Below are 19,622 nucleotides of genomic sequence, written 5' to 3'. Positions count from 1 at the left end.
GTAAAGTCTTCTTTTGTGAGCAAAGAAGCCGCCTTGACCATCACCCGCATCGTCGCCGCCCTCGGCATTGCCTCGGCTTTGGCGACGCAGGCCTGGGCGGACCTGTCCTACGGCACCTTCACCTGGGATCAGCTCCCCGGCTACTTCACGCCGCTCGCGAACGTCGCGGGCATCGTCGCCCTCCTGGGATCCGTCGGGCACCGGCGCCGCACCGAGCCCCGCTGGGTCGCGATCATGAGGGTCAACGCAGCGACCTACCTGGTGATCGTGGGGGCGGTCTACTGGGCCGTGCTCGCCCCCTTCACCGAGCCGATCTTCCCGTGGGCGAACGCGGTCATCCACGGCGGCTCCGCCGTCATCCTCGTGCTCGACTGGCTCGTGGTGGGCACCCGCCGGCGCCTCACCAGCCGGCACCTGTGGTCGGTCCTCGTCCTGCCCGGCATGTGGCTCGGCTACCTGATGGTGAGGGGCGTCGTCGACGGCTGGGTGCCCTATCCCTTCCTCGATCCCGCTCGCGGCGCGATCGCCGTGGCCGGGTCCCTGCTCGGCATCGCGGCCACCGGCGTCATCGTCGCCGGCATCCTTCACCTGCTCGGTGCCCTCCGGGGGCGCATCATGGCACCCGTGCCCGCACCTGCTCCGGCACAGGCGCGGCCCCATGAGGCGCGCCCGGTGACGCGTGGGCTGGGCTCGACCCAGCGAATCTGACCAGGAAAGCGCCCCGAAGGCCGCCTCGACCGCCTACCGTTGTCCTATGAGCTCCGAGAACGGCGAGGCGCAGGGCGCCGACCAGACCCCGCTGACCACCTTCGCCGACCTCGGGCTCGAGGGCCCCGTCCTCAAGGCGCTGTCGGACGTGGGCTACGAGACCCCGTCCGAGATCCAGGCGCAGACCATCCCCCTGCTGCTGAACGGGCTCGACGTGATGGGCCTCGCCCAGACCGGCACGGGCAAGACGGCCGCGTTCGCGCTGCCCATCCTCGCGCGGCTCGACCGGACCCAGAAGAAGCCGCAGGCGCTCGTGCTCGCACCGACCCGTGAGCTCGCGCTCCAGGTGTGCGAGGCCTTCGAGCGTTACGCGTCGCACCTCAAGGGCGTCCACGTCCTGCCCGTGTACGGCGGTCAGGCCTACGGGGTGCAGCTGTCCGCGCTGCGTCGCGGCGTGCACATCGTGGTGGGCACCCCCGGTCGCATCATGGATCACCTCGACCGCGGGACGCTCGACCTGTCGGAGCTGAGGTACGTGGTGCTCGACGAGGCGGACGAGATGCTCAAGATGGGCTTCGCCGAGGACGTCGAGACCATCCTCGGCTCCACGCCTCCCGGCAAGCAGGTCGCGCTGTTCTCGGCCACGATGCCGTCGTCGATCCGCCGCATCGCCGCGACCCACCTCAACGACCCGGTCGAGATCACGGTCAAGAAGAAGACCACCACCTCCTCGACCATCACCCAGCGCTACGTCGTGGTCTCGTACCCGCAGAAGCTCGACGCGCTCAACCGCATCCTCGAGGTCGAGAACTTCGAGGCGGCGATCGTGTTCACCCGGACCAAGAATGAGACCGAGACGGTCGCAGAGCGCCTGCGGGCGCGCGGCTTCGCCGCGGCCGCGATCAACGGCGACGTGGTGCAGGCGCAGCGCGAGCGCACCATCAACCAGCTGCGCGACGGCAAGCTCGACGTCCTGGTCGCGACCGACGTGGCGGCGCGGGGCCTCGACGTCGAGCGGATCACCCACGTGTTCAACTACGACCTGCCGATCGACACCGAGTCCTACGTGCACCGGGTCGGTCGGACCGGTCGTGCGGGTCGCACCGGCGACGCGATCAGCTTCGTGACCCCGCGGGAGCGTCGACTGCTCGCCGCGATCGAGAAGGCGACGCGGCAGCCCCTCACCCAGATGCACCTGCCCACGGTGGACGACATCAACGCCTCGCGCCTGTCACGCTTCGACGACTCGATCACGGAGGCCCTCGAGCAGTCGACGCGGATCGACCGCTTCCGCGACATCATCAACCACTACGTCGAGCACCATGATGTGCCGGAGGCGGACGTCGCGGCCGCGCTCGCGGTGGTCGCGCAGGGCGAGACGCAGCTGCTGCTCGACGATGCGGACGAGATGAAGCGCATGGAGCTCGCGCCCGACAAGCGCAAGGAGCGGCCGGGCCGCGAGGGCGACGGCGAGCGCGGCGGAGACCGCCGTCGCGAGGCCCGCTCCGGAGGCAGCTGGGTCGCCTATCGCATCAACGTCGGCCGCCGTCACAAGGTGGACCCGCGACAGATCGTCGGCGCGATCGCCAACGAGGGCGGGCTCGGACGTGACGACTTCGGCGCGATCACGATCAAGCCGGAGTTCTCCCTGGTCGAGCTGCCGGCGTCCATGCCGGCGGGCGTGCTCGACCGCCTGGCACGCACGCGCATCAGCGGCCGCCTGATCGAGATCCAGGTGGACCGCGGGCCCGGCGGGGCGCGCCGCGGGTCGGACCGGTCCGACCGGTACGGCCGCGACGACGCGCCGCGGGGCAAGGGCGGGCCGCGGCGCGACACCCGCGGCGGCCGCGACTCCCGTGACGGCGACCGCAGGGGCCGCGGCAACCGCTGGTAGCAGCCCCTAGGGGGTCGTCGCCGCGCGCTGCGGTCGCCGCGTGCGACCCCACCACAGGGAGAGCGCGACGCCGGCAGCGGCCGAGCCGGCAGCGCCCAGCACGAACCAGTTCCCGACGTCGACCTTCTCCTGCTGCACGTCGACCACCTCGGGCAGATCCAGCAGCACCTCGGTCAGGGAGTCCGCCGCGTCGGCGGAGAAGTACTCGCCGCCGGTGAGATCCGCGACCTCCTGCAGCGTGGCGACGTCGATGGTCTGACCACCGCCTCCCCCGCCGCCGCCCATCAGCTGGGAGGTGTCGACCTGCCCCGCGCTGCAGGACGACGAGGCGGACTCGGTTGTCCCGAAGCCGATGGTGTAGACGCGCAGCCCTCGGGCGGCGGCCTCCTCGGCGGCGGTCACCGGTTCCACTCCGGTGGAGTTGGAGCCGTCGGTGAGCACCACGATCGTCTCGGCGGCGTAGCCGGCGTCGTCGTCCTGGTCGGCGCTCGTGGACGTCGCCTCCACCTCCACGCCCGTGGGAGCCACGTCCGGGTCGATCGAGGCGATCGCGTCGATCGAGGCGAGGATCGCCTGCCCGATCGCCGTCCCCCGGGAGGTCGTCAGGGAGTCCACGGCCGCGACCAGGTCGTCCTTGTCCGAGGTGGGCGAGGCCACCACGCCGGCGATCGAGGAGAACGCGACGATCCCGATGCGCGTGCCCTCGGGCTGCGCCTCGATGAACTCGACGGCCGCCTCCTGAGCCGCGATCAGTCGGTTCGGGTCGACGTCGGTGGTGCACATCGAGCTCGAGACGTCGATCGCGAGCATCATGGTCGACTCGCTCGTGGCGACGTCGACGGTCGTCTGGGGGCGGGCGACGGCGACGCCGGCGAGCAGCATGCCGACGCCCAGCAGCGCGGCAGGCACCCACGTCCGGGCACGGGACGACGGCCCGTTCGCCGCGCGCGCGAGGCGCAGCGAGGAGACGCGGACGGCGGTGCGGCGCCGACGACGGCGCATGACCAGCCACACGAGTGCGAGCAGCGGGACCGCGAGCAGCGCGGCGAGCGCGAACGGCCAGGCGAGGGACATCAGAGGGGCCTTCCGGTGCGGATGATCATGAGGGAGCCGCCCACGAGCAGCACGACGAGCGCGGCGCCCGCGACGAGCGCCGTGACCTCCGTCTCCTCGGTCTGGGCCGTGACCCGCAGGTCCAGGCCCGCGGCCACGTCGTCCACCTCGGACGCGTCGGCGAGCTCGTGGTAGCTCCCGCCGGTGGTCTCGGCGACCTGGGTGAGGAGCGCCTCGTCGAGCGCCGTGGTGACGGTGTAACCGTCGACCTCGAGGGTGGTGCCCGCTGCGGTGCCCACCCCGATCGTCTCGATGTGGACCCCGAGCGAGGAGGCGAGCTCGGCGGCGGCCAGCGCGTCCGGTCCAGCGGTGTCCTCCCCGTCGGAGATGAGGACGATCGTGGCGTCGCCCCAGTAGCCCGGGTCGTCGGTCTCGGAGGTCGACGCGGCGGTGCCGGTGGAGGCCGCGGTCGCCGTGGTCTCCGTGCCCGACTCCCCCGACTCCGTCGCGCCGTCGAGCGTGACGGTCTCACCCGTGATCGCGCTCAGCGCGGCGAGGATCGCCTGCCCGAGCGACGTGGCGCCGGTCGCGCTGAGGGAATCGACGGCCTCCTCGGCCGCGAGGTGGTCCTCGCTCGGCGTCTGGGTGGCGAGCGCGCCCTCGGCGAAGGAGACCACGCCGATGTCGACGGTGGTCGGCTGCGCCTCGATGAAGGACACGGCGGCCGCCTGGGCCGCCGCGAGCCGGGTGGGGTCGACGTCCTCGGCTGTCATGGACGCGGAGGTGTCGACGGCGACCACGACCGTGCCCGCGGCGCGGGGGATGGTCACCACCGCCTGCGGCCTCGCCGCCGCCACGAGCAGCAGGGCGATGCCTGCGATCGCCAGGGCGATCGCGACGGTCCGCCCGCCCCCGCGGCGCACCACGAGACCCGAGGCCGCGAGGACCTCCCGGCGACGGCGCTCGACGAGCACCAAGGCGACCGCGAACGCGCCCGCGACGACCGCCGCGGCGACGATCCAGAGGGGTGCGAGGAAGCTCATGCGCGCCTCCCCTGTCGCCAGCGCGCGGACTCGACGACGCGCACCAGGATGGACACCAGGTCCTCGCCGGTCGAGACGGAGTGCCCCTCCGCCCCGGCGCGCCGGACGGCGGTGCGCAGCGCCGCGTCGCGGGCGGCCACCTCCTGCGCGTAGCGCGCACGGAAGGCGGGATCGGACGCGTCGACCAGGAGCTGCTCCCCCGTCTCGGCGTCCTCCAGCGCGACGGTGCCCAGCTCGGGCAGCTCGTCCTCCACGGGGTCGGTGATCCTGATCACCACCACCTCGTGACGGTGGGTGAGGCGCCTGAGGTCGCGCTCCCAGCCCTCCGCGCCGAGCAGGTCGGACAGGACCACGATCAGGCTGCGCCGGCGCACGCAGGTCGCCGCGAGGCGCAGCATGGCGGCGAGGTCCGTCTCGCCGCCGTGCCTCGGGTCCGGAGCCTCCGTCACCGCGCGGGCCACCAGGAGTGCCTGGTCGCGGCCGGACCGTGCGGGCAGGACCCGGGCCTGTCCCCCGTCGTAGAGGATCGCGCCCGCGCGGTCGCCCCCGCTGGTCAGCAGCCGGGTGATCGCGGTGGCGAGCTCCGCGGTCAGCGCGGACTTGTCCCGCTCCGCGGCGCCGAACCGCATCGAGGCCGACGAGTCGATCACGAGCCAGGCGGTGACCTCGCGGTCCTCCTCGTGACGCCGGACGTGGGGCTCGTCCAATCGGGCGGTGACCGCCCAGTCCATGTGGCGCGCATCGTCTCCCGGCACGTACGGGCGGACCGAGGCGACGTCGATGCCGTGCCCGCGCGCGAGCGAGCGGTGGGCGCCGAGCAGGCGCCCGTCGAGCCGTCGGAGGACGGTCCACTCGAGGCGCGCGAGCAGGCGCTCGGGTGCGGTCAGCATGGTCAGCCGGCCACCTTCGCCGGCTCCGGCACCGGCACCACGGCGAGAGCGCGACGCACCAGGTCGTCGGCGGTCACGCCGTCAGCGAGGGCCTCGTAGCTGAGGACGATCCGGTGGCGCAGGATGTCCAGCGCCAAGTGCTGGAGGTCCTCGGGCAGCACGTAGTCGCGGCCACGGAGCAGGGCGAGCGCACGACCGGCGAGGACCAGGTTGATCGAGGCGCGCGGGCTCGCGCCGAAGGTGACGTAGCGGTCGAGGTCGCCCATCCCGTGACGCGCGGGCTCACGTGTCGCCGCGGTGAGACGGACGGCGTACTCGAGGATCGCGGGGTCGGCGTAGATCCCCTGCGCCGCCTCCTGGAGCGCGACGAGCCCGTCGGGGTCGAGCACCTGCAGCGGGGCGGCGCCCGGCGTCACGGCACGCTCGACGATCACGAACTCCTCGGTCGGCGAGGGGTAGTCCACGACGACCTTCATCATGAACCGGTCCACCTGCGCCTCGGGCAGCGGGTACGTCCCCTCGTTCTCGATGGGGTTCTGCGTCGCCATCACCAGGAACGGGCTAGGGACGCGGTGGGTCTCGCGGCCGATCGTGACCTGGCGCTCCTGCATGACCTCGAGCAGCGCGCTCTGCACCTTGGCGGGGGCGCGGTTGATCTCGTCGGCGAGCAGGAGGTTCGCGAACACCGGGCCCAACGACGTCTGGAACTCTCCCGTGCCCTGGTGGTAGATCCGCGAGCCGACCAGGTCGGCCGGGACCAGGTCGGGCGTGAACTGGACCCGCTGGAACTGGCCGCCGATCGCCTTCGCCAGCGTGTTCACGGTGAGGGTCTTGGCCAGACCCGGCACGCCCTCCACCAGGATGTGGCCCTTGGCGATGAGCGCGACCAGGAGCCGCTCGAGCAGCTCGTCCTGACCGACGATCGTCTTCTTGACCTCGTAGAGCACCTGCTCGAGCGTGGCCTGGGGGGTGGTTTCCATGGGGGTGTCCTTCCGGTCGGACGATGCGGTGATGGGAGGGGTCGAGGGGTGGAGGGGGTGCGGATCGGGGATGGTCACTGCTGGGGCCCGCCGTCGCCGGGCTCGCCGTCCTCGCCGGAGCCGGCGAGCGCGGACTGGATGGGGACGGCGAGGCCCACGCCCGCGAAGGTGTCGTCGTCACCAGTGGTGAGCAGCGCGACCACGATCCCCACGACCGTGCCGTCGGAGTCGACCAGCGGTCCCCCCGAGCTGCCGGGGTTCACGGCGGCGTCGAACTGGATCAGCCCGGCCAGCTCCGTGCCGTCGGCGTCGAAGGTGCGGTCGAGGCCGGACACGATGCCGGACGACGCCGACCACGCGAGGCCCAGCGGGGTGCCGATCGCGAGCACGGCGTCACCCACGTCGAGGCCGCCGCCCAGGGTCGCGGGCACCACCACCTCGGGCAACGCGTCCGGCGTGAGCGTGGCGAGGTCCTGAGACTCGTCCGTGGATGCCACCGAGGCGCTCGCCTGCGTGCCGTCGGAGAACGTCACCGTGATGGATGAGGCCCCGTCGACCACGTGCAGCGCCGTCATGATCGAGCCGTCGGCGTTCACGACCACCCCGCTGCCGGTCGACTCGCCCGTCTCGACCACCACGACGGAGGGCGCGACCAGCGCGTAGACGTCCGCGACGGTCGGCTCCTCCGCGTCCTCCGCCGCAGCGGCGGACGCCGCGGCCGAGGGCGCGGCGGCGTCGGCCTCCGCGGTCGCGAGGCGGGCGCCCATGAAGGCGGCACCGAGCACGAGCGCGAGGGCGAGCATCGCGGCAGCCGCGACGGCGATCAGGCGCAGCGGGCGGCGGGCGAGGACGGGCGAACGGGTCATGGCCAGGACGCTAGGGACCGGATCCGAGAGTTCCCTGAGAACCCGCTCCGATCTCCCGGGCAACGTGCCTGGTGTCCGAGCCGATCCCCGGCCCGTCCTCAGCGAATCGTGGGTTCCGCTTCCTACGGTCGATGGCATGACAGCCCCGACCTGGCACCCCGCCGCTCCCCCGGAGCCGCCCGTCACGACGCCCACGCCTCGTCGCCACCGACTGCGCCGGAGGATCCTGGCCGCCGTCGCCGTCCTGCTCCTGATCCTCGGATCGATCACGGCGTGGGCGCTCGACCGCTTCGTCATCGACCATGTGGAGATCGCGGACGTCGCCGCCTACGAGGCGGCGCAGCAGGCGTCGACCACGGGGGCCACCGCCGACGACGTGACCACGTCCACCGCATCGTCCACCTCGACGAGCGACGGCGCCGACGTCACCATCACCCAGTACACCTACGGCACCGGGGACGATGCGGCGACCTACTACGTCGCGGACGTCACCTTCGACGACATCACCCAGCTGCAGAGCGCGTTCGCGAACAACGAGTTCGGGACGAACATCATCGCCGACCCGTCCGAGATCGCCGAGAGCGTCGGCGCGTCCTTCGCGATCAACGGCGACTACTACGGCTTCCGCGACACCGGCATCGAGATCCGCAACGGCGTGATCTACCGCGACGAGGGCGCGCGCACAGGCGCTGTGATCTACGCCGACGGCACCATGGAGATCTACGACGAGACCGCCACCACCGCGCAGGAGCTGGTGGATGCCGGCGCGTGGCTGACCCTGTCCTTCGGCCCCGCGCTCGTCGACGACGGGGCGATCGTGGACGGCATCGAGTCGGTCGAGGTCGACACCAACGTCGGGAACCACTCCATCCAGGGCGACCAGCCGCGGACCGCGATCGGGATGATCTCCGCGAACCACTACGTGTTCGTCGTGGTCGACGGACGCTCCGACTCGAGCGCCGGCGTGACCCTCACCGAGCTGGCCGAGATCATGGCGGGCCTGGGCGCCACCGAGGCGTACAACCTCGACGGCGGCGGCAGCTCGACCATGGTGAGCGACGGCCAGGTGGTGAACTGGCCCGGGGGCTCCGGGAACGAGCGCGGCACCTCCGACATCCTCTGGATCGGGTGACGCCATGTGGATCCTGATCCCCGCGTACGAGCCGGACACCCGGCTGGTCGCGCTCGTGCGCTCGCTGTCCGTCTCATGGCCCGTGCTGGTGGTGGACGACGGCTCCGGACCCGCGTTCACCCCGGTGTTCGACGGCGCCGGCGAGGCTGGCGCGGTGGTGCTCCGTCACCCTCGCAACCTCGGGAAGGCAGCGGCGCTGCGCACCGGATTCGCCTGGGCCGAGCGCCACGCCCCCGGACACATCGTGGTCTGCGCGGACAGCGACGGCCAGCACACCGCCCGCGACATCCGCGCGGTGGGGGCGGAGGCCGTCCGGCGGCTGGCGGCGGGCGAGCCCGACGCGATCGTCCTGGGCTCACGGGCCTTCGTCGGCGAGGTACCGCTGCGCTCCCGTGTGGGCAACAGGGCGACATCGGCGCTCGTGCGCGTGGCCGCGGGTGCCCGCATCGCCGACACGCAGACGGGACTGCGGGCGATCCCACCGGGCCTGCTGCGGTGGGCTCGCGGCGTCCCGGGCGAGCGCTTCGCCTACGAGCTCCGCGTGCTGCTCGAGGCGACGCGCCGGGGGATCGCGCTCGTCGAGGTGCCGATCGAGACGGTCTACCTGGACGGGAACGCGTCGTCACACTTCCGGCCCCTGGCGGACTCGCTCCGCGTCCTGGCGCCGGTCGCCACGTTCGCCGCGTCGTCGCTGGTCGCGTTCGGCGTGGACACCGCCGCGCTCCTCGTGCTCCACGCGGCCACCGGCAACCTGGCGGTGGCGCTCGCCGGGGCCAGGGTGCTCAGCGCGGGCACCAACTTCGCCCTCAACCGCCGCGCGGTGTTCCGCTCGGACGGTCGCGTGCTCCCTCAGCTGGCGCGCTACACGGTGCTCGCGGCGGCGCTGCTCGTGGCCGGGTACGCGGGCGTCGCCGGCCTCACCGCGCTCGGGATCCCGCTGCTGGCCGCCAAGGTCGCCACCGACCTGGTGCTCTTCGCCATCTCCTTCGCCGTCCAGAGGGCGATCGTGTTCGCACCGCGGCTTCGACGCACGCAAACGTCGCACGAGGCCTTCCCAACGCATGCATCTGGGCATGATGCGGAGGTTTCGCGCGCGGTTCACGCGTAGGGAGCCGCCTATCCTGTTCCCGTGAACAGCACGGGGGTGGGTCCCGCACAGCCCGAGAGGATGCACGCGATCTCCGAGGAGGCGCGGCGGATCGTCGAGTCCGTGATCGACTACTCGCGCCGCCGCGCGCTCTGGCAGGACATCCCTCTCGACCTCCCCGACTCACCCGAGCGGCTCGCGCTTCGTGCCTCCGGCTCGATCACCCGCACCGGGATCGGGGCCGAGGAGGCGCTGCGGCTCTGGGACCAGGAGCTCGCGCCGACCTGCCTGTCGACGGACCATCCCGGATACCTCTCCTTCATCCCGTCCGCCCCGAGCAAGGCGTCCATCGCGTTCGACCTGATCGTCTCCGCCTCCTCGATCTACGGCGGCTCCTGGCTCGAGGGCGCCGGCGCCGTGTACGCGGAGAACGAGGTGATCGCGTGGCTCGCCGAGGAGTTCGGCCTGCCGCCGGAGGCCGGCGGCGTCTTCGTGCAGGGCGGCACCATCGGCAACCTGTCCGCCCTGGTGGCGGCCCGGGACGTGGCTCGGCGGCGCAACGCGGCGGCCGGGAGGCCGAACCCGTCACGGTGGGTGGTCGTCTGCAGCGCCGAGTCCCACTCCTCGATCGCGTCGGCGGCGTCCGTGATGGACATCGACGTGGTCGGGATCCGCCCGGGTGCCGACGGCCGCCTCCACGCGGACGCGGTCGAGCGCGCGCTCGACGAGCACGGCGAGGCGGTCTTCGCGGTGGTCGCCACGGCGGGCACCACCAACTTCGGGATCATCGACGACATCGGCGGGATCGCCGACGCGGTCCACGCGCGCGACGTCTGGCTGCACGTCGACGGCGCCTACGGCCTCGCGGGGATGCTGGTCGAGGAGATGCGCCCCGCGTACCGGGGCGTCGAGCGCGCCGACTCCGTGATCGTCGACCCCCACAAGTGGCTCTTCGCGCCCTTCGATGCCTGCGCGTTGATCTACCGCGACCCGCGCGCTGCCCTCCGGGCGCACACCCAGCACGCGGAGTACCTGGACACCCTCGCCGACGGGGGGATGGTGAACCCTTCCGACCTCGCCGTCCAGCTCACCCGACGCGCCCGCGGGCTCCCGCTGTGGTTCTCGCTCGCGACCTACGGCACCGAGGAGTACCGCTCCGCCATCGGCTACGGCATCGCCCTCGCGCGGCGCATCGCCGACGAGATCGCCGCACGACCCGGGCTCACGCTGGTCCGCGAGCCCCAGCTCTCGGTCGTGGTGTTCCGCGTCGACGGCTGGGCGTCCGAGGACTACGGCCGCTGGTCGGAGCGCCTGCTCGAGAGGCAGCATGCGTTCGTCGTCCCCAGCTCCCACGACGGCGAGCCGGTGCTGCGGTTCGCGATCGTGAACCCGCAGACCTCGTTCGACCTGCTGTGCTCGATCCTCGACACGCTGGTCGAGGCGCGCGCCGACCGCGCTGCCTGACGCCCCCCGTCCGGGGGTGTTGACTGGGGCGGTGACCTCCACCCCGCCCCCCGCATCCGGACGGCGCCGCTGGGCCGCGCTGGTGTTCATCAGCGTGGCCGTCGCGCTCATCATCGTCGACTCCACCATCGTCAACGTCGCGATCCCGTCCATCGTGGATGACCTGGGGATCGACTCCACCGAGGTCCAGTGGGTCCAGGAGGCGTACACCCTGGTGTTCGCGTCGCTGCTGCTGCTGTTCGGTGCGATGGCGGATCGCTTCGGCCGACGGCGGCTGCTGCTGGTCGGCGTCGCGATCTTCACGGTGTCCTCCCTGCTCGCCGCCACGGCGCCGAGCGGCGAGCTGCTGATCGCGTCCCGCTTCGTCCAGGGAGTCGGCGGCGCGATGATCCTGCCCACCACGCTCTCGCTGCTCAACGCGACGTTCCGCGGTCGCGAGCGAGCGATCGCATTCGCGGTGTGGGGGTCGACCATCGGTGGCATGGCCGCCGTCGGGCCGCTGCTCGGCGGGTGGCTCACCACGGACTTCTCCTGGAGGTGGGCGTTCGGCATCAACCTGCCGCTGGGCATCCTGATCGTGGCCGGGGTCCTCGCGACGGTGCCGGAGTCGCGCGAGGCCGCCAGGCGCGGGATCGATGTCGTGGGCGCGGCGCTCTCGGTGGTGCTGTTCGGCACGCTCGTGTTCGGCCTGATCGAGGGCCGCACCTACGGCTGGTGGACCGCGACCCAGACCTTCACGGCCGGCTCCTTCGCGTGGCCGTTCGCGCTGTCCCCCATCCCGGTCGCCTTCGGCATCTCGCTCGCCGCGGCTGTCGCCTCGCTGGTGTGGGCCCGAGCCCGCTCCCGCGCCGGGCGTCCCACGCTGCTGGAGCTCAGCCTGTTCGACATCCACTCCTTCCGCAACGGCAATGTGGCGGCGCTGGTGGTGTCCCTCGGAGAGTTCGGGATCATCCTGTCGCTGCCGCTCTGGCTGCAGTTCGTGCTGGGGTTCGACGCGCTGCAGACCGGGTTCATCCTGCTGGCGCTGGCCGGCGGCTCGTTCCTCGCGAGCGGATTCGCCGGAGCGATGGCGGGCCGGGTGGCGCCGGTGGCGGTGGTGCGGGCAGGCCTCGCGCTGGAGATCGCCGGCGTGGTGTGGACCGGGCTGGTGGTGCGGCCCGAGGCGCACTGGGGCTGGTTGGTGCCCGCCCTGCTCGTCTACGGGATGGGAGTCGGGCTCGCCACCGCGCAGCTGACGGGCGTGATCCTGCAGGACGTCCCCGTCGAGATGTCAGGCCAGGGCTCCGGCACCCAGTCGACGTCGCGCCAGGTGGGCTCGGCGCTCGGCGTCGCGATCCTCGGCACGGTCCTGTTCACGTCGACCGGTGCGGTCCTGGGCGACCGGCTCGAGACTGCCGGGGTCTCCGCCGCGCAGGCGGACCAGGTGGTGACCGCGGTGGTCGACTCGGCCGGCGCAGCGATCGCGGGCCTGGTCGCCGACCCCGCGACCGCGGAGGCAGGACAGGCCGCCCAGGAGGCGTTCTCGGACGGCACCCGGTACGCGGCCTTCACCGCGGCGGGGTTCCTGATGATCGGCCTCGCCGCGTCGTTCTCCCTCGGCGGCACGCGACGGCGGGACGATGCGGGAGCCGACAGGGAGGTGCCGGCCGCCTGACGGGGTCCGTCAGCCGTCGAGCAGCGCGGCGGCGCGGCGCGCCCCTTCGCCGAGGGACTCGAGCTTCGCCCAGGCGATCTGCGGGTGGACCCTGCCGCCGAGGCCGCAGTCGGTCGAGGCGATGACGTTCTCCGGACCGACGATCTCAGCGAACCGCACGATCCGGTCGGCGACCAGATCCGGGTGCTCGACCACGTTCGTGGCATGGCTGACCACGCCCGGGAGCAGCCGCGTGCCCGCGGGCAGCGACACGTCGCGCCACACCTTCCACTCGTGCTCGTGGCGGACGTTGCCCGCCTCGAAGGAGATCTCGGCCGCGTCGATCTCGGCGACCAGGTCGACGATGTGCCGCAGCTCGAGGTCCGTGGTGTGCGGGCCGTGCCACGAGCCCCAGCACACGTGGATGCGCACCTGGTCGCGAGGCAGGCCCGCGATCGCGTGGTTGATGGCGTCGATCCGGGTCCGGAGGAAGGCGCGGTAGTCCGCGACCGACGGCTCGGGGTTGATCTGGTCCCAGCTCTCGGCCAGCGACGGGTCGTCGATCTGCACGATCAGCCCGGCCTCGACGATCGCGCGGTACTCCTCGCGCATCACGTCGGCCCACGCCCAGATATGCTCCTCCTCGGACGCGAAGTACGTGTTTCCGATGCGGGCCGCGCTGCCCGGCGCGAGCGACGTGAGGAACCCGGTGTCCAGGCCCGCGGCGTCGAGGCCGGCGCGCAGGTGCGCGACATCCGCCGCGATCGCGTCGTGACCGCGGTAGGACAGCGGGCCGACCGCCATGGGCCAGAACGGGGGCTCGCCCATCAGCACACCGGAGGTCGGATCGAAGTACGCCTCCGCGAACCGGACCCAGTCCCGCCGGTCCTGCATGGTGGTGAGCCGGATGTCGCCGGGGGTCGAGCGCACCGGCGCGGGCGGCGCAGCATCCGCGGGCGGCAGGGCGAGCCCGGCGGTGCGCTGGAACGAGTACGACCACCATGCGCCGAAGTCGTGCGCGGCGGTCATGGCCTTGCCGTACTCGCCGTCGCCGACGAGCGTGATCCCCGCGTCCACCTGGCGACGCACGAGGTCGACCACGGCCGCCGCCGCGAGCTCGCGGTACTCGTCCGTCTGGATCAGGGTGAAGCCGTCGTCGGCCAGCTCGAGCGCCGCGGTGGCGGCGACGAGCGCGGGCGTGCGCGGCAGGGAGCCGGACGTGGTGGTGGCGATGGTCAGGTCGGACATGGGTCGCTCCTGGTCGAGGACGGCGGGACGGCACCATTCTGCCGCCCGCGTCGCCGTCGGATCACCGGGCGGGGATCGCGCCTCCTCGGGAGGTGAGCCGGCGCCACAGGTTCGTGTCGGCCAGGTCGAGCAGCTCGTCGCCGCGCCCGCTCATGACGGTGCGCAGCGCCCAGAGCGCGAAGCCCTTGGCCTGCGCGGCCTCGATCGCCGGTGGCAGCGCGAGCTCCTCGCGCGCGCAGACCACGTCGAGAAGCGCGGGTCCATCGGCCGCGAGCAGGCGATCGACCGCGTCGGGCAGATCCGCCGGGTCCTCGACGCGGATGCCGGTCATCCCCATGGCCCGCGCGACGGCGGCGAAGTCCGGGTTCTCGAGGCTGGTGGCGTAGGTCGGCAGGCCGGCCGCCTTCATCTCGAGCTCGACGAAGTTCAGGGAGGCGTTGTCGTACACGACCACCTTGACGGGCAGGTGGTTCTGGACCGCGGTGATGAGGTCCCCCATCAGCATGGCGAGGCCGCCGTCCCCGGAGAGCGAGATCACCTGACGGTCACGGTCCTCGGCCTGGGCGCCCAGCGCCTGCGGGAGCGCGTTGGCCATCGAGCCGTGGTTGAAGGAGCCGAGGAGCCGGCGGTCGCGGGTCATCCGGAGATACCGCGCCGCCCACACGGTCGGACTGCCCACGTCCGCGGTGAACACGGCATCGTCCTTCGCCCGGTCGGAGACCAGCCGGGTGAGGTACTGGGGGTGGATCGGGGCCTTGCCGTCGTCGTCGGCCAGCGCGTCCAGCTCCTTGCGGGTCCTGCGGTAGTGGCGCAGCGAGTCCTCCAGATGGTCCCCGTCGGTCCGCGCCCGCAGGTGGCGCGCCAGCGCGGTCGCGGTCGGACCCACGTCCCCGACGAGCCCGAGATCGATGGGGGTGCGGCGGCCGAGCCGCTCCCCGCGCAGATCGACCTGGATGATCCTGGCGTCCTCCGGGTAGAACTGCCGGTAGGGGAAGTCGGAGCCGAGGACGAGCAGCGCATCGGCCCGCAGCATCGCCCGGTAGCCGGACGCGAATCCGATCAGGCCGGTCATGCCCACGTCGTACGGGTTGTCGTGCTCGAGATGCTCCTTGCCGCGCAGGGCGTGGACCACGGGCGCCTGGAGTCGCTCCGCGAGGGCGACCACCTCGTCATGGGCGCCCGCCGCCCCTGCGCCCGCCAGGATCGTGACCCTGTCGGCGCCGTCGAGAAGCTCGGCCGCGCGGCGCAGCTCGTCCTCGCTGGGCACCACCACCGGCCGGCTCCGGCGGATGGGCGCCGACGGGCGCCGGTCGGGGGCGTCGGCGTAGAACACGTCGCCCGGGACGACCACCACCGCGACGTCGTCGTTCTCGACCGCCGCTCGCATCGCGGTCTCGAGGACCCACGGCAGCTGGGAGGCGTCGCTCACCAGCTCGGAGTACACGCTGCACTCCCGGAACAGGTCCTGAGGGTGCGTCTCCTGGAAGTAGCCGGAGCCGATCTGCTCGAGCGGGATATGGGAGGCGATCGCGAGCACCGGGGTGCGGTTGCGATGAGCGTCGTACAGGCCGTTGATGAAGTGCAGGTTGCCGGGACCGCAGGACCCGACCGCGACCGCCAGGCCGCCCGTCACGGCCGCATCGGCCCCGGCGGCGAAGGCCGCGACCTCCTCATGACGGACATGGATCCACTCGAGCCGACCGTCCCGGCGCATCGCCTCGCCGAAGGCGTTGAGCGAGTCCCCCGGCAGGCCCCAGACCCGGCTCACCCCGGCATCCACGAGCGTGTCGACGAACAGCTGGGCGACGTTACGGGACATGGTGGCTCCTCACTGGCGGTTCCGGGATGCCCGGCCGGGCCCCTTCACGCTAAACTGCACAGCATGTCCATTAATTCCGCGCCGGTGCAGAGAGGCCCCGGCCGCCCACGGGACGAGGTGCGCCGCGCCCGCATCCTCGACACCGCCGCCGACCTCGCGGCCCAGGACCCTCGGCTGGTCACAATGGAGCGCATCGCCTCCCAGGCCCACGTCAGCCGGACCACGCTGTACAAGTGGTGGACCGCCGCCCACGAGCTCCTCATCGACGCGCTGCAGGAGCGGACCCACTGGTCGCTCGATCACGCCGAGGGCACCGCCATCGCGCGGCTCACCGCGCAGCTCGACGACCTGGTGCGGATCATGACCGACCCCTCGACCGAGGGAGCCCTGCGCGCCGTCGCCTCCGGCGCGGCCACGGATCCCGAGATCCGGCGGCGCTTCCACGAGCACTGGCTCGCGCCCCGGCGCGAGGTCGCGGGACAGATCATCACCGCGGGGATCGGGACCGGCGAGCTGCGCTCGGACCTCGATGTCGAGGCGGCCATCGACGCCGTGTTCTCCCCGGTGTACGAGCGCGCGTTCTACACGGGTGCGCCGCTCGACGACGGCTTCGTGGGGTCCGTCATGCGCATCGTCGCCCCCGGCCTGGTCGCCGCGACCTGACGCACGTCGGTCTACCGGCGCCGAGCGACCACGACGGACGCCACGGCGATGCCCGCGCCCACGGCCATCGCGGCGATGCCCGGGTAGAGGTACCTGGTCCGGAGCCCCTCCTGCAGGTCCTTCCGACCGGAGGCCATGAGGGCCTCGAACTCCTCCCGCGTGCCCTGCCAGATCACGGTGCCCTGCTCATCCATGCCGACCCAGAGGTCCGGATCTCCCTGCGGGTCCTCCGGTCCGACCTGGGCGATCTGCTGCTGGAGAGACCCCGACGGCTGGCTCCCGTAGTCGGCCGAGAACCACGCCACGAGCCCGCCCCACGCGAACCAGGCGAACCCGAGGACCAGCATCGCGATGCCGGCCCGACGGAGGCGACGGCCGGGACGCACCACCGGCGCGCCGTGCGCTGTCGTGCTCATGATGACCTCCGATCCTGGTCGCATCGGGGACACCTCCATCGTCTCACCGCGGCGCTCACGCTGCACCGCCCGACGGTCCGCGCCACGATGGGTACGGGGCGTCCGCACGGTGCGGACGGAGGGAGGAACACCATGGAGCTCGCACGCCGAGCCTTGTCTGCTCAGCACGAGATCGCGTCGGTGCTGTCGCTGTTCGAACAGATCGGCAGGCGCGCCGCCGTGCCGGGGACCCTCGACTTCACGTTCGGCAACCCCCATGAGCCACCGCTGGACGGCCTCGTCGACGCGATCCGGAGCCAGGTCGAGCCGCGCTCGGACACCTGGTTCGCCTACACCACCAGCCAGCAACCGGCGCGGGAGACCGTGGCGGCAGGGCTGTCCGCCGAGCTGGGTCTCGAGTTCGAGCCGGGCGACGTCGCGATGACCCAGGGGGCGTTCGGCGCCATCTCGCTCGCATTCCACCTGCTCACCGACCCGGGCGACGAGGTGGTGGTGCCCGTGCCGGGGTGGTTCTGCTATCCCCCGATGCTTCGCGCGTCGGCGCTGACGCCCGTCCCTGCGGACCTCGCGCACGACACGTTCGACCTCGACCTCGACGCGATCGCCCGTGCGATCACGCCGCGCACGCGCATCGTGGTCGTCAACAGCCCGGCCAATCCCACGGGGCGCGTCCTCCCCCGCGACCAGCTCGAGGCGCTCGCGCTGCTCCTGGACGCCGAGTCGGCACGGATCGGCCGCCGGATCTGGATCCTGTCGGACGAGCCGTACCGGCGCATCCGTTTCTCCGGCGTGCCCTTCGTGAGCCCCGCCGCCGTCTACCCGTGGACGCTCATCGACTACAGCTACGGCAAGATCCTGCTCGCCCCCGGCCAGCGACTGGGCTACCTCGCCCTCTCCCCACTGCTGCCGCGCGGTGAGCGCGATCAGATCCGGGAGGCCTACGACCCGGTCCAGCTCGCGATCGGCTGGGGCTTCCCCGACGCGCTGATGCAGTACGCCGTCCCCGCGCTCGAGGACGTCGGCCTCGACCTCGCGGAGCTCGAGTCGAAGCGCGACCGCATGCATGGCGCGCTCGCGGAGGCCGGCTACACCCTCACGCGTCCCGAGGGCACGTTCTACCTGTGGGGGGATGCGCCCCGTGGGGATGGCGACGCCTTCGCGGCGTCGCTGGCGGAGCGCGGCGTGCTGGTCATGCCGGGCAGCCTCTTCGACCGTCCCGCCCATTTCCGGATCAGCCTCACCGCGACCATGCCCTCGATCGAGGCAGCGCTGCCGGCCTTCCGGGAGCTCGCCTGACGCCCGCCCGTCTCAGATCTCGGTGAGCGCGAGCCCATCGATCGGCACCTGCTCCCAGACCTCGAACGGGTCGTCGGCGACCGCCGCCCGCGCCCTCGGTGCGAGCCGCTCGAAGTCCTCGCGGCTGTCGAAGATCGCCAGGCCCACCAACCGCTCCGACCCCGCGTCGGCGAGCGTGTGGATCGACCGCAGCCCGCGCTCACCGCTGATCGCCGCCCCGTAGCGGTGCATCGAGTCGATGAGCGCGTCGCGGTGCTCGGGGTGCGGGTGGTGGATCGACATCAGGATGAACATGGCCCCAACGTAGGTCCGCACGGGCGTCCCGGCAAGGGTCAGTCGTGGTCGGGCTCTCGCCCCTGGTCGAGCGGGATCAGCATGGTGCGGAACTCCCCCGGACCTGCATGGATGTCCCAGATCCGGTCCGCGACATCCTCGAGTCCGCGCTCGAGCGGCAGCATCGGGATGGCGCCGGGGATCACCAGCTGGCACACGTGCACGCCCTCCGGCGCGAGCGCATCGTGGAGCATCTCGCCGTAGGCGGTCTCCGCCGGGAAGGCGACCGACGTGCCGGCGAAGTCGGGGCGCGCCTTCACGGAGGTGCCGCCGTTGATGAGGACGATGCTCCCCTCTCCACCGGCCCGCATGGCCGGCAGCACCGCGCGCGCGGCGGCGATGAGTCCGAGCGCGGAGAAGCTCAGCGCCTCCGCCGCGAGCTCGGGATCCAGCTCGAGCACGGGCTTGAGATAGGAGCGCGCGGGCAGCGGGCTGTACTGCAGCACCGAGACGGGGCCCAGCTCGGCGGCGGCCCGCTCGAGCGCGGCCGTGAGCGCGGCGGCGTCCCGGACGTCGGCGGCGTAGCCGCGGGCCGTGAGCCCGTCGCCCGCGAGCTCGTCGGCGAGCGCGTCGAGCTTCGCCTGGTCGCGGGACACCAGCGCGATCGCGAAGCCCTCGCGTCCGAACCGGCGCGCCACCGCCGCACCCAGGCCGGGTCCGGCGCCGATGATCGCAAGAGTGGGCATGGAGTCTCTCCTTCGAGCGGTGGGGTCTGCCTCGACCCTAGCGCGATCCCGCGAGGCGTCAGGGAGCGCGCAGCACCTTCTCCATCGCCTTGCCCCGCGCCAGCTCGTCCACCAGCTTGTCCAGGTAGCGGATCTGCCGCATCAGCGGGTCCTCGACCTCCTCGACGCGCACCCCGCAGATCACCCCGGTGATGAGGTCGACGTGAGGGTTCAGCTCCGCGCCGGCGAAGAAGTCCGCGAACGTCGACCGCTCCTCGAGCACCCGGGCGAGGGCGTCGTCGTCGTAGCCGGTGAGCCACGCGATCACCCGGTGGAGCTCCTCGGCCGTACGGCCCTTCCGCTCCAGCTTGGCGACGTAGAGCGGGTACACGTCGGCGAACGGCATGGTGAAGATCCGATGCATGGGGTCAG

General features: G+C 72.4%; 19 protein-coding genes. 8 read left to right on the top strand and 11 right to left on the bottom strand.

The features are described from left to right. The first annotated feature begins 33 nt into the window (after window positions 1–33). Entirely contained in the window at window positions 34–708 is a 675-nt protein-coding gene (locus tag QQX10_RS00400) for a Pr6Pr family membrane protein (protein ID WP_301144203.1), read from the top strand. Between the two features lie 46 nt (window positions 709–754). Beyond that, window positions 755–2,602 (top strand): DEAD/DEAH box helicase, encoded by a 1,848-nt coding sequence (locus tag QQX10_RS00395; protein WP_301144202.1) that lies wholly within the window; start codon window positions 755–757, stop codon window positions 2,600–2,602. A gap of 6 nt (window positions 2,603–2,608) precedes the next feature. Here QQX10_RS00395 and QQX10_RS00390 read toward each other — a convergent pair whose 3' ends face one another. From QQX10_RS00390 to QQX10_RS00370, 5 genes are all read right to left on the bottom strand, one after another. Beyond that, a complete protein-coding gene (locus tag QQX10_RS00390; RefSeq protein WP_301144201.1) occupies window positions 2,609–3,676 on the bottom strand; it encodes a VWA domain-containing protein in 1,068 nt (355 codons plus the stop codon). Further along, the gene (locus QQX10_RS00385) at window positions 3,676–4,698 is read right to left on the bottom strand and encodes a VWA domain-containing protein (protein ID WP_301144200.1); all 1,023 of its coding nucleotides are present in this window, start codon (window positions 4,696–4,698) and stop codon (window positions 3,676–3,678) included. The genes QQX10_RS00390 and QQX10_RS00385 overlap by 1 nt, the downstream gene beginning before the upstream one ends. Beyond that, window positions 4,695–5,588, bottom strand: a complete 894-nt coding sequence (locus QQX10_RS00380) for a DUF58 domain-containing protein (RefSeq protein ID WP_301144199.1) — start codon at window positions 5,586–5,588, stop codon at window positions 4,695–4,697. Before QQX10_RS00380 ends, QQX10_RS00385 begins: the two co-directional genes overlap by 4 nt. Before the next feature lie 2 nt (window positions 5,589–5,590). Next, window positions 5,591–6,568, bottom strand: coding sequence for an AAA family ATPase (locus tag QQX10_RS00375; RefSeq protein ID WP_301144198.1), 978 nt, complete (start codon window positions 6,566–6,568; stop codon window positions 5,591–5,593). A gap of 74 nt (window positions 6,569–6,642) precedes the next feature. Continuing rightward, a complete protein-coding gene (locus tag QQX10_RS00370) occupies window positions 6,643–7,434 on the bottom strand; it encodes a S1C family serine protease (protein ID WP_301144197.1) in 792 nt (263 codons plus the stop codon). A gap of 136 nt (window positions 7,435–7,570) precedes the next feature. Here QQX10_RS00370 and QQX10_RS00365 point away from each other — a divergent pair, with 136 nt between their 5' ends. The 4 genes from QQX10_RS00365 to QQX10_RS00350 are packed head-to-tail and all read left to right on the top strand — an operon-like array spanning window position 7,571 to window position 12,771. Continuing rightward, window positions 7,571–8,566: a phosphodiester glycosidase family protein gene (locus tag QQX10_RS00365; protein ID WP_301144196.1), complete on the top strand. Its 996-nt coding sequence runs from the start codon at window positions 7,571–7,573 to the stop codon at window positions 8,564–8,566. A 4-nt stretch (window positions 8,567–8,570) separates the two neighbouring features. Beyond that, window positions 8,571–9,674, top strand: coding sequence for a bifunctional glycosyltransferase family 2/GtrA family protein (locus QQX10_RS00360; RefSeq protein WP_301144195.1), 1,104 nt, complete (start codon window positions 8,571–8,573; stop codon window positions 9,672–9,674). Window positions 9,675–9,734: 60 nt separating this feature from the next. Beyond that, window positions 9,735–11,117 carry a pyridoxal phosphate-dependent decarboxylase family protein gene (locus QQX10_RS00355; RefSeq protein WP_301144503.1) on the top strand — a complete coding sequence of 461 codons (1,383 nt, stop codon included), beginning with the start codon at window positions 9,735–9,737 and terminating at the stop codon, window positions 11,115–11,117. 31 nt (window positions 11,118–11,148) lie between these two features. Continuing rightward, window positions 11,149–12,771 (top strand): DHA2 family efflux MFS transporter permease subunit, encoded by a 1,623-nt coding sequence (locus QQX10_RS00350; protein WP_301144194.1) that lies wholly within the window; start codon window positions 11,149–11,151, stop codon window positions 12,769–12,771. 9 nt (window positions 12,772–12,780) lie between these two features. On the opposite strand, the gene QQX10_RS00345 is transcribed toward QQX10_RS00350, so the two are convergent. Both QQX10_RS00345 and poxB read right to left on the bottom strand, forming a co-directional pair. Next, window positions 12,781–13,998 carry a cobalamin-independent methionine synthase II family protein gene (locus QQX10_RS00345; protein ID WP_301144193.1) on the bottom strand — a complete coding sequence of 406 codons (1,218 nt, stop codon included), beginning with the start codon at window positions 13,996–13,998 and terminating at the stop codon, window positions 12,781–12,783. Between the two features lie 61 nt (window positions 13,999–14,059). Then, a complete protein-coding gene (poxB, locus tag QQX10_RS00340; RefSeq protein ID WP_301144192.1) occupies window positions 14,060–15,817 on the bottom strand; it encodes a ubiquinone-dependent pyruvate dehydrogenase in 1,758 nt (585 codons plus the stop codon). Window positions 15,818–15,880: 63 nt separating this feature from the next. On the opposite strand from poxB, the gene QQX10_RS00335 reads away from it, so the two are divergent. Next, window positions 15,881–16,480: a TetR/AcrR family transcriptional regulator gene (locus QQX10_RS00335; RefSeq protein WP_301144191.1), complete on the top strand. Its 600-nt coding sequence runs from the start codon at window positions 15,881–15,883 to the stop codon at window positions 16,478–16,480. Window positions 16,481–16,491: 11 nt separating this feature from the next. Here QQX10_RS00335 and QQX10_RS00330 read toward each other — a convergent pair whose 3' ends face one another. After that, window positions 16,492–16,896 carry a hypothetical protein gene (locus tag QQX10_RS00330; RefSeq protein WP_301144190.1) on the bottom strand — a complete coding sequence of 135 codons (405 nt, stop codon included), beginning with the start codon at window positions 16,894–16,896 and terminating at the stop codon, window positions 16,492–16,494. Between the two features lie 132 nt (window positions 16,897–17,028). On the opposite strand from QQX10_RS00330, the gene QQX10_RS00325 reads away from it, so the two are divergent. Then, entirely contained in the window at window positions 17,029–18,192 is a 1,164-nt protein-coding gene (locus QQX10_RS00325) for an aminotransferase class I/II-fold pyridoxal phosphate-dependent enzyme (RefSeq protein ID WP_301144189.1), read from the top strand. Between the two features lie 12 nt (window positions 18,193–18,204). Here the strand turns inward: QQX10_RS00325 and QQX10_RS00320 are convergent, their stop codons facing one another. The 3 genes from QQX10_RS00320 to QQX10_RS00310 are packed head-to-tail and all read right to left on the bottom strand — an operon-like array spanning window position 18,205 to window position 19,614. Further along, window positions 18,205–18,486 (bottom strand): hypothetical protein, encoded by a 282-nt coding sequence (locus tag QQX10_RS00320; RefSeq protein ID WP_301144188.1) that lies wholly within the window; start codon window positions 18,484–18,486, stop codon window positions 18,205–18,207. 38 nt (window positions 18,487–18,524) lie between these two features. Then, window positions 18,525–19,211: an SDR family NAD(P)-dependent oxidoreductase gene (locus QQX10_RS00315; RefSeq protein ID WP_301144187.1), complete on the bottom strand. Its 687-nt coding sequence runs from the start codon at window positions 19,209–19,211 to the stop codon at window positions 18,525–18,527. A 58-nt stretch (window positions 19,212–19,269) separates the two neighbouring features. Continuing rightward, window positions 19,270–19,614 (bottom strand): DUF2200 domain-containing protein, encoded by a 345-nt coding sequence (locus QQX10_RS00310; protein WP_301144186.1) that lies wholly within the window; start codon window positions 19,612–19,614, stop codon window positions 19,270–19,272. Window positions 19,615–19,622 lie beyond the last annotated feature (8 nt).

Origin of the sequence: Demequina lignilytica (assembly GCF_030418305.1) — a bacterium.
In the GTDB taxonomy this organism is placed as follows: Bacteria; Actinomycetota; Actinomycetes; order Actinomycetales; family Demequinaceae; genus Demequina; species Demequina lignilytica.
The sequence above is the reverse complement of the archived record's forward strand: the minus strand, read 5'-3'. Positions and strand labels throughout refer to the sequence as shown.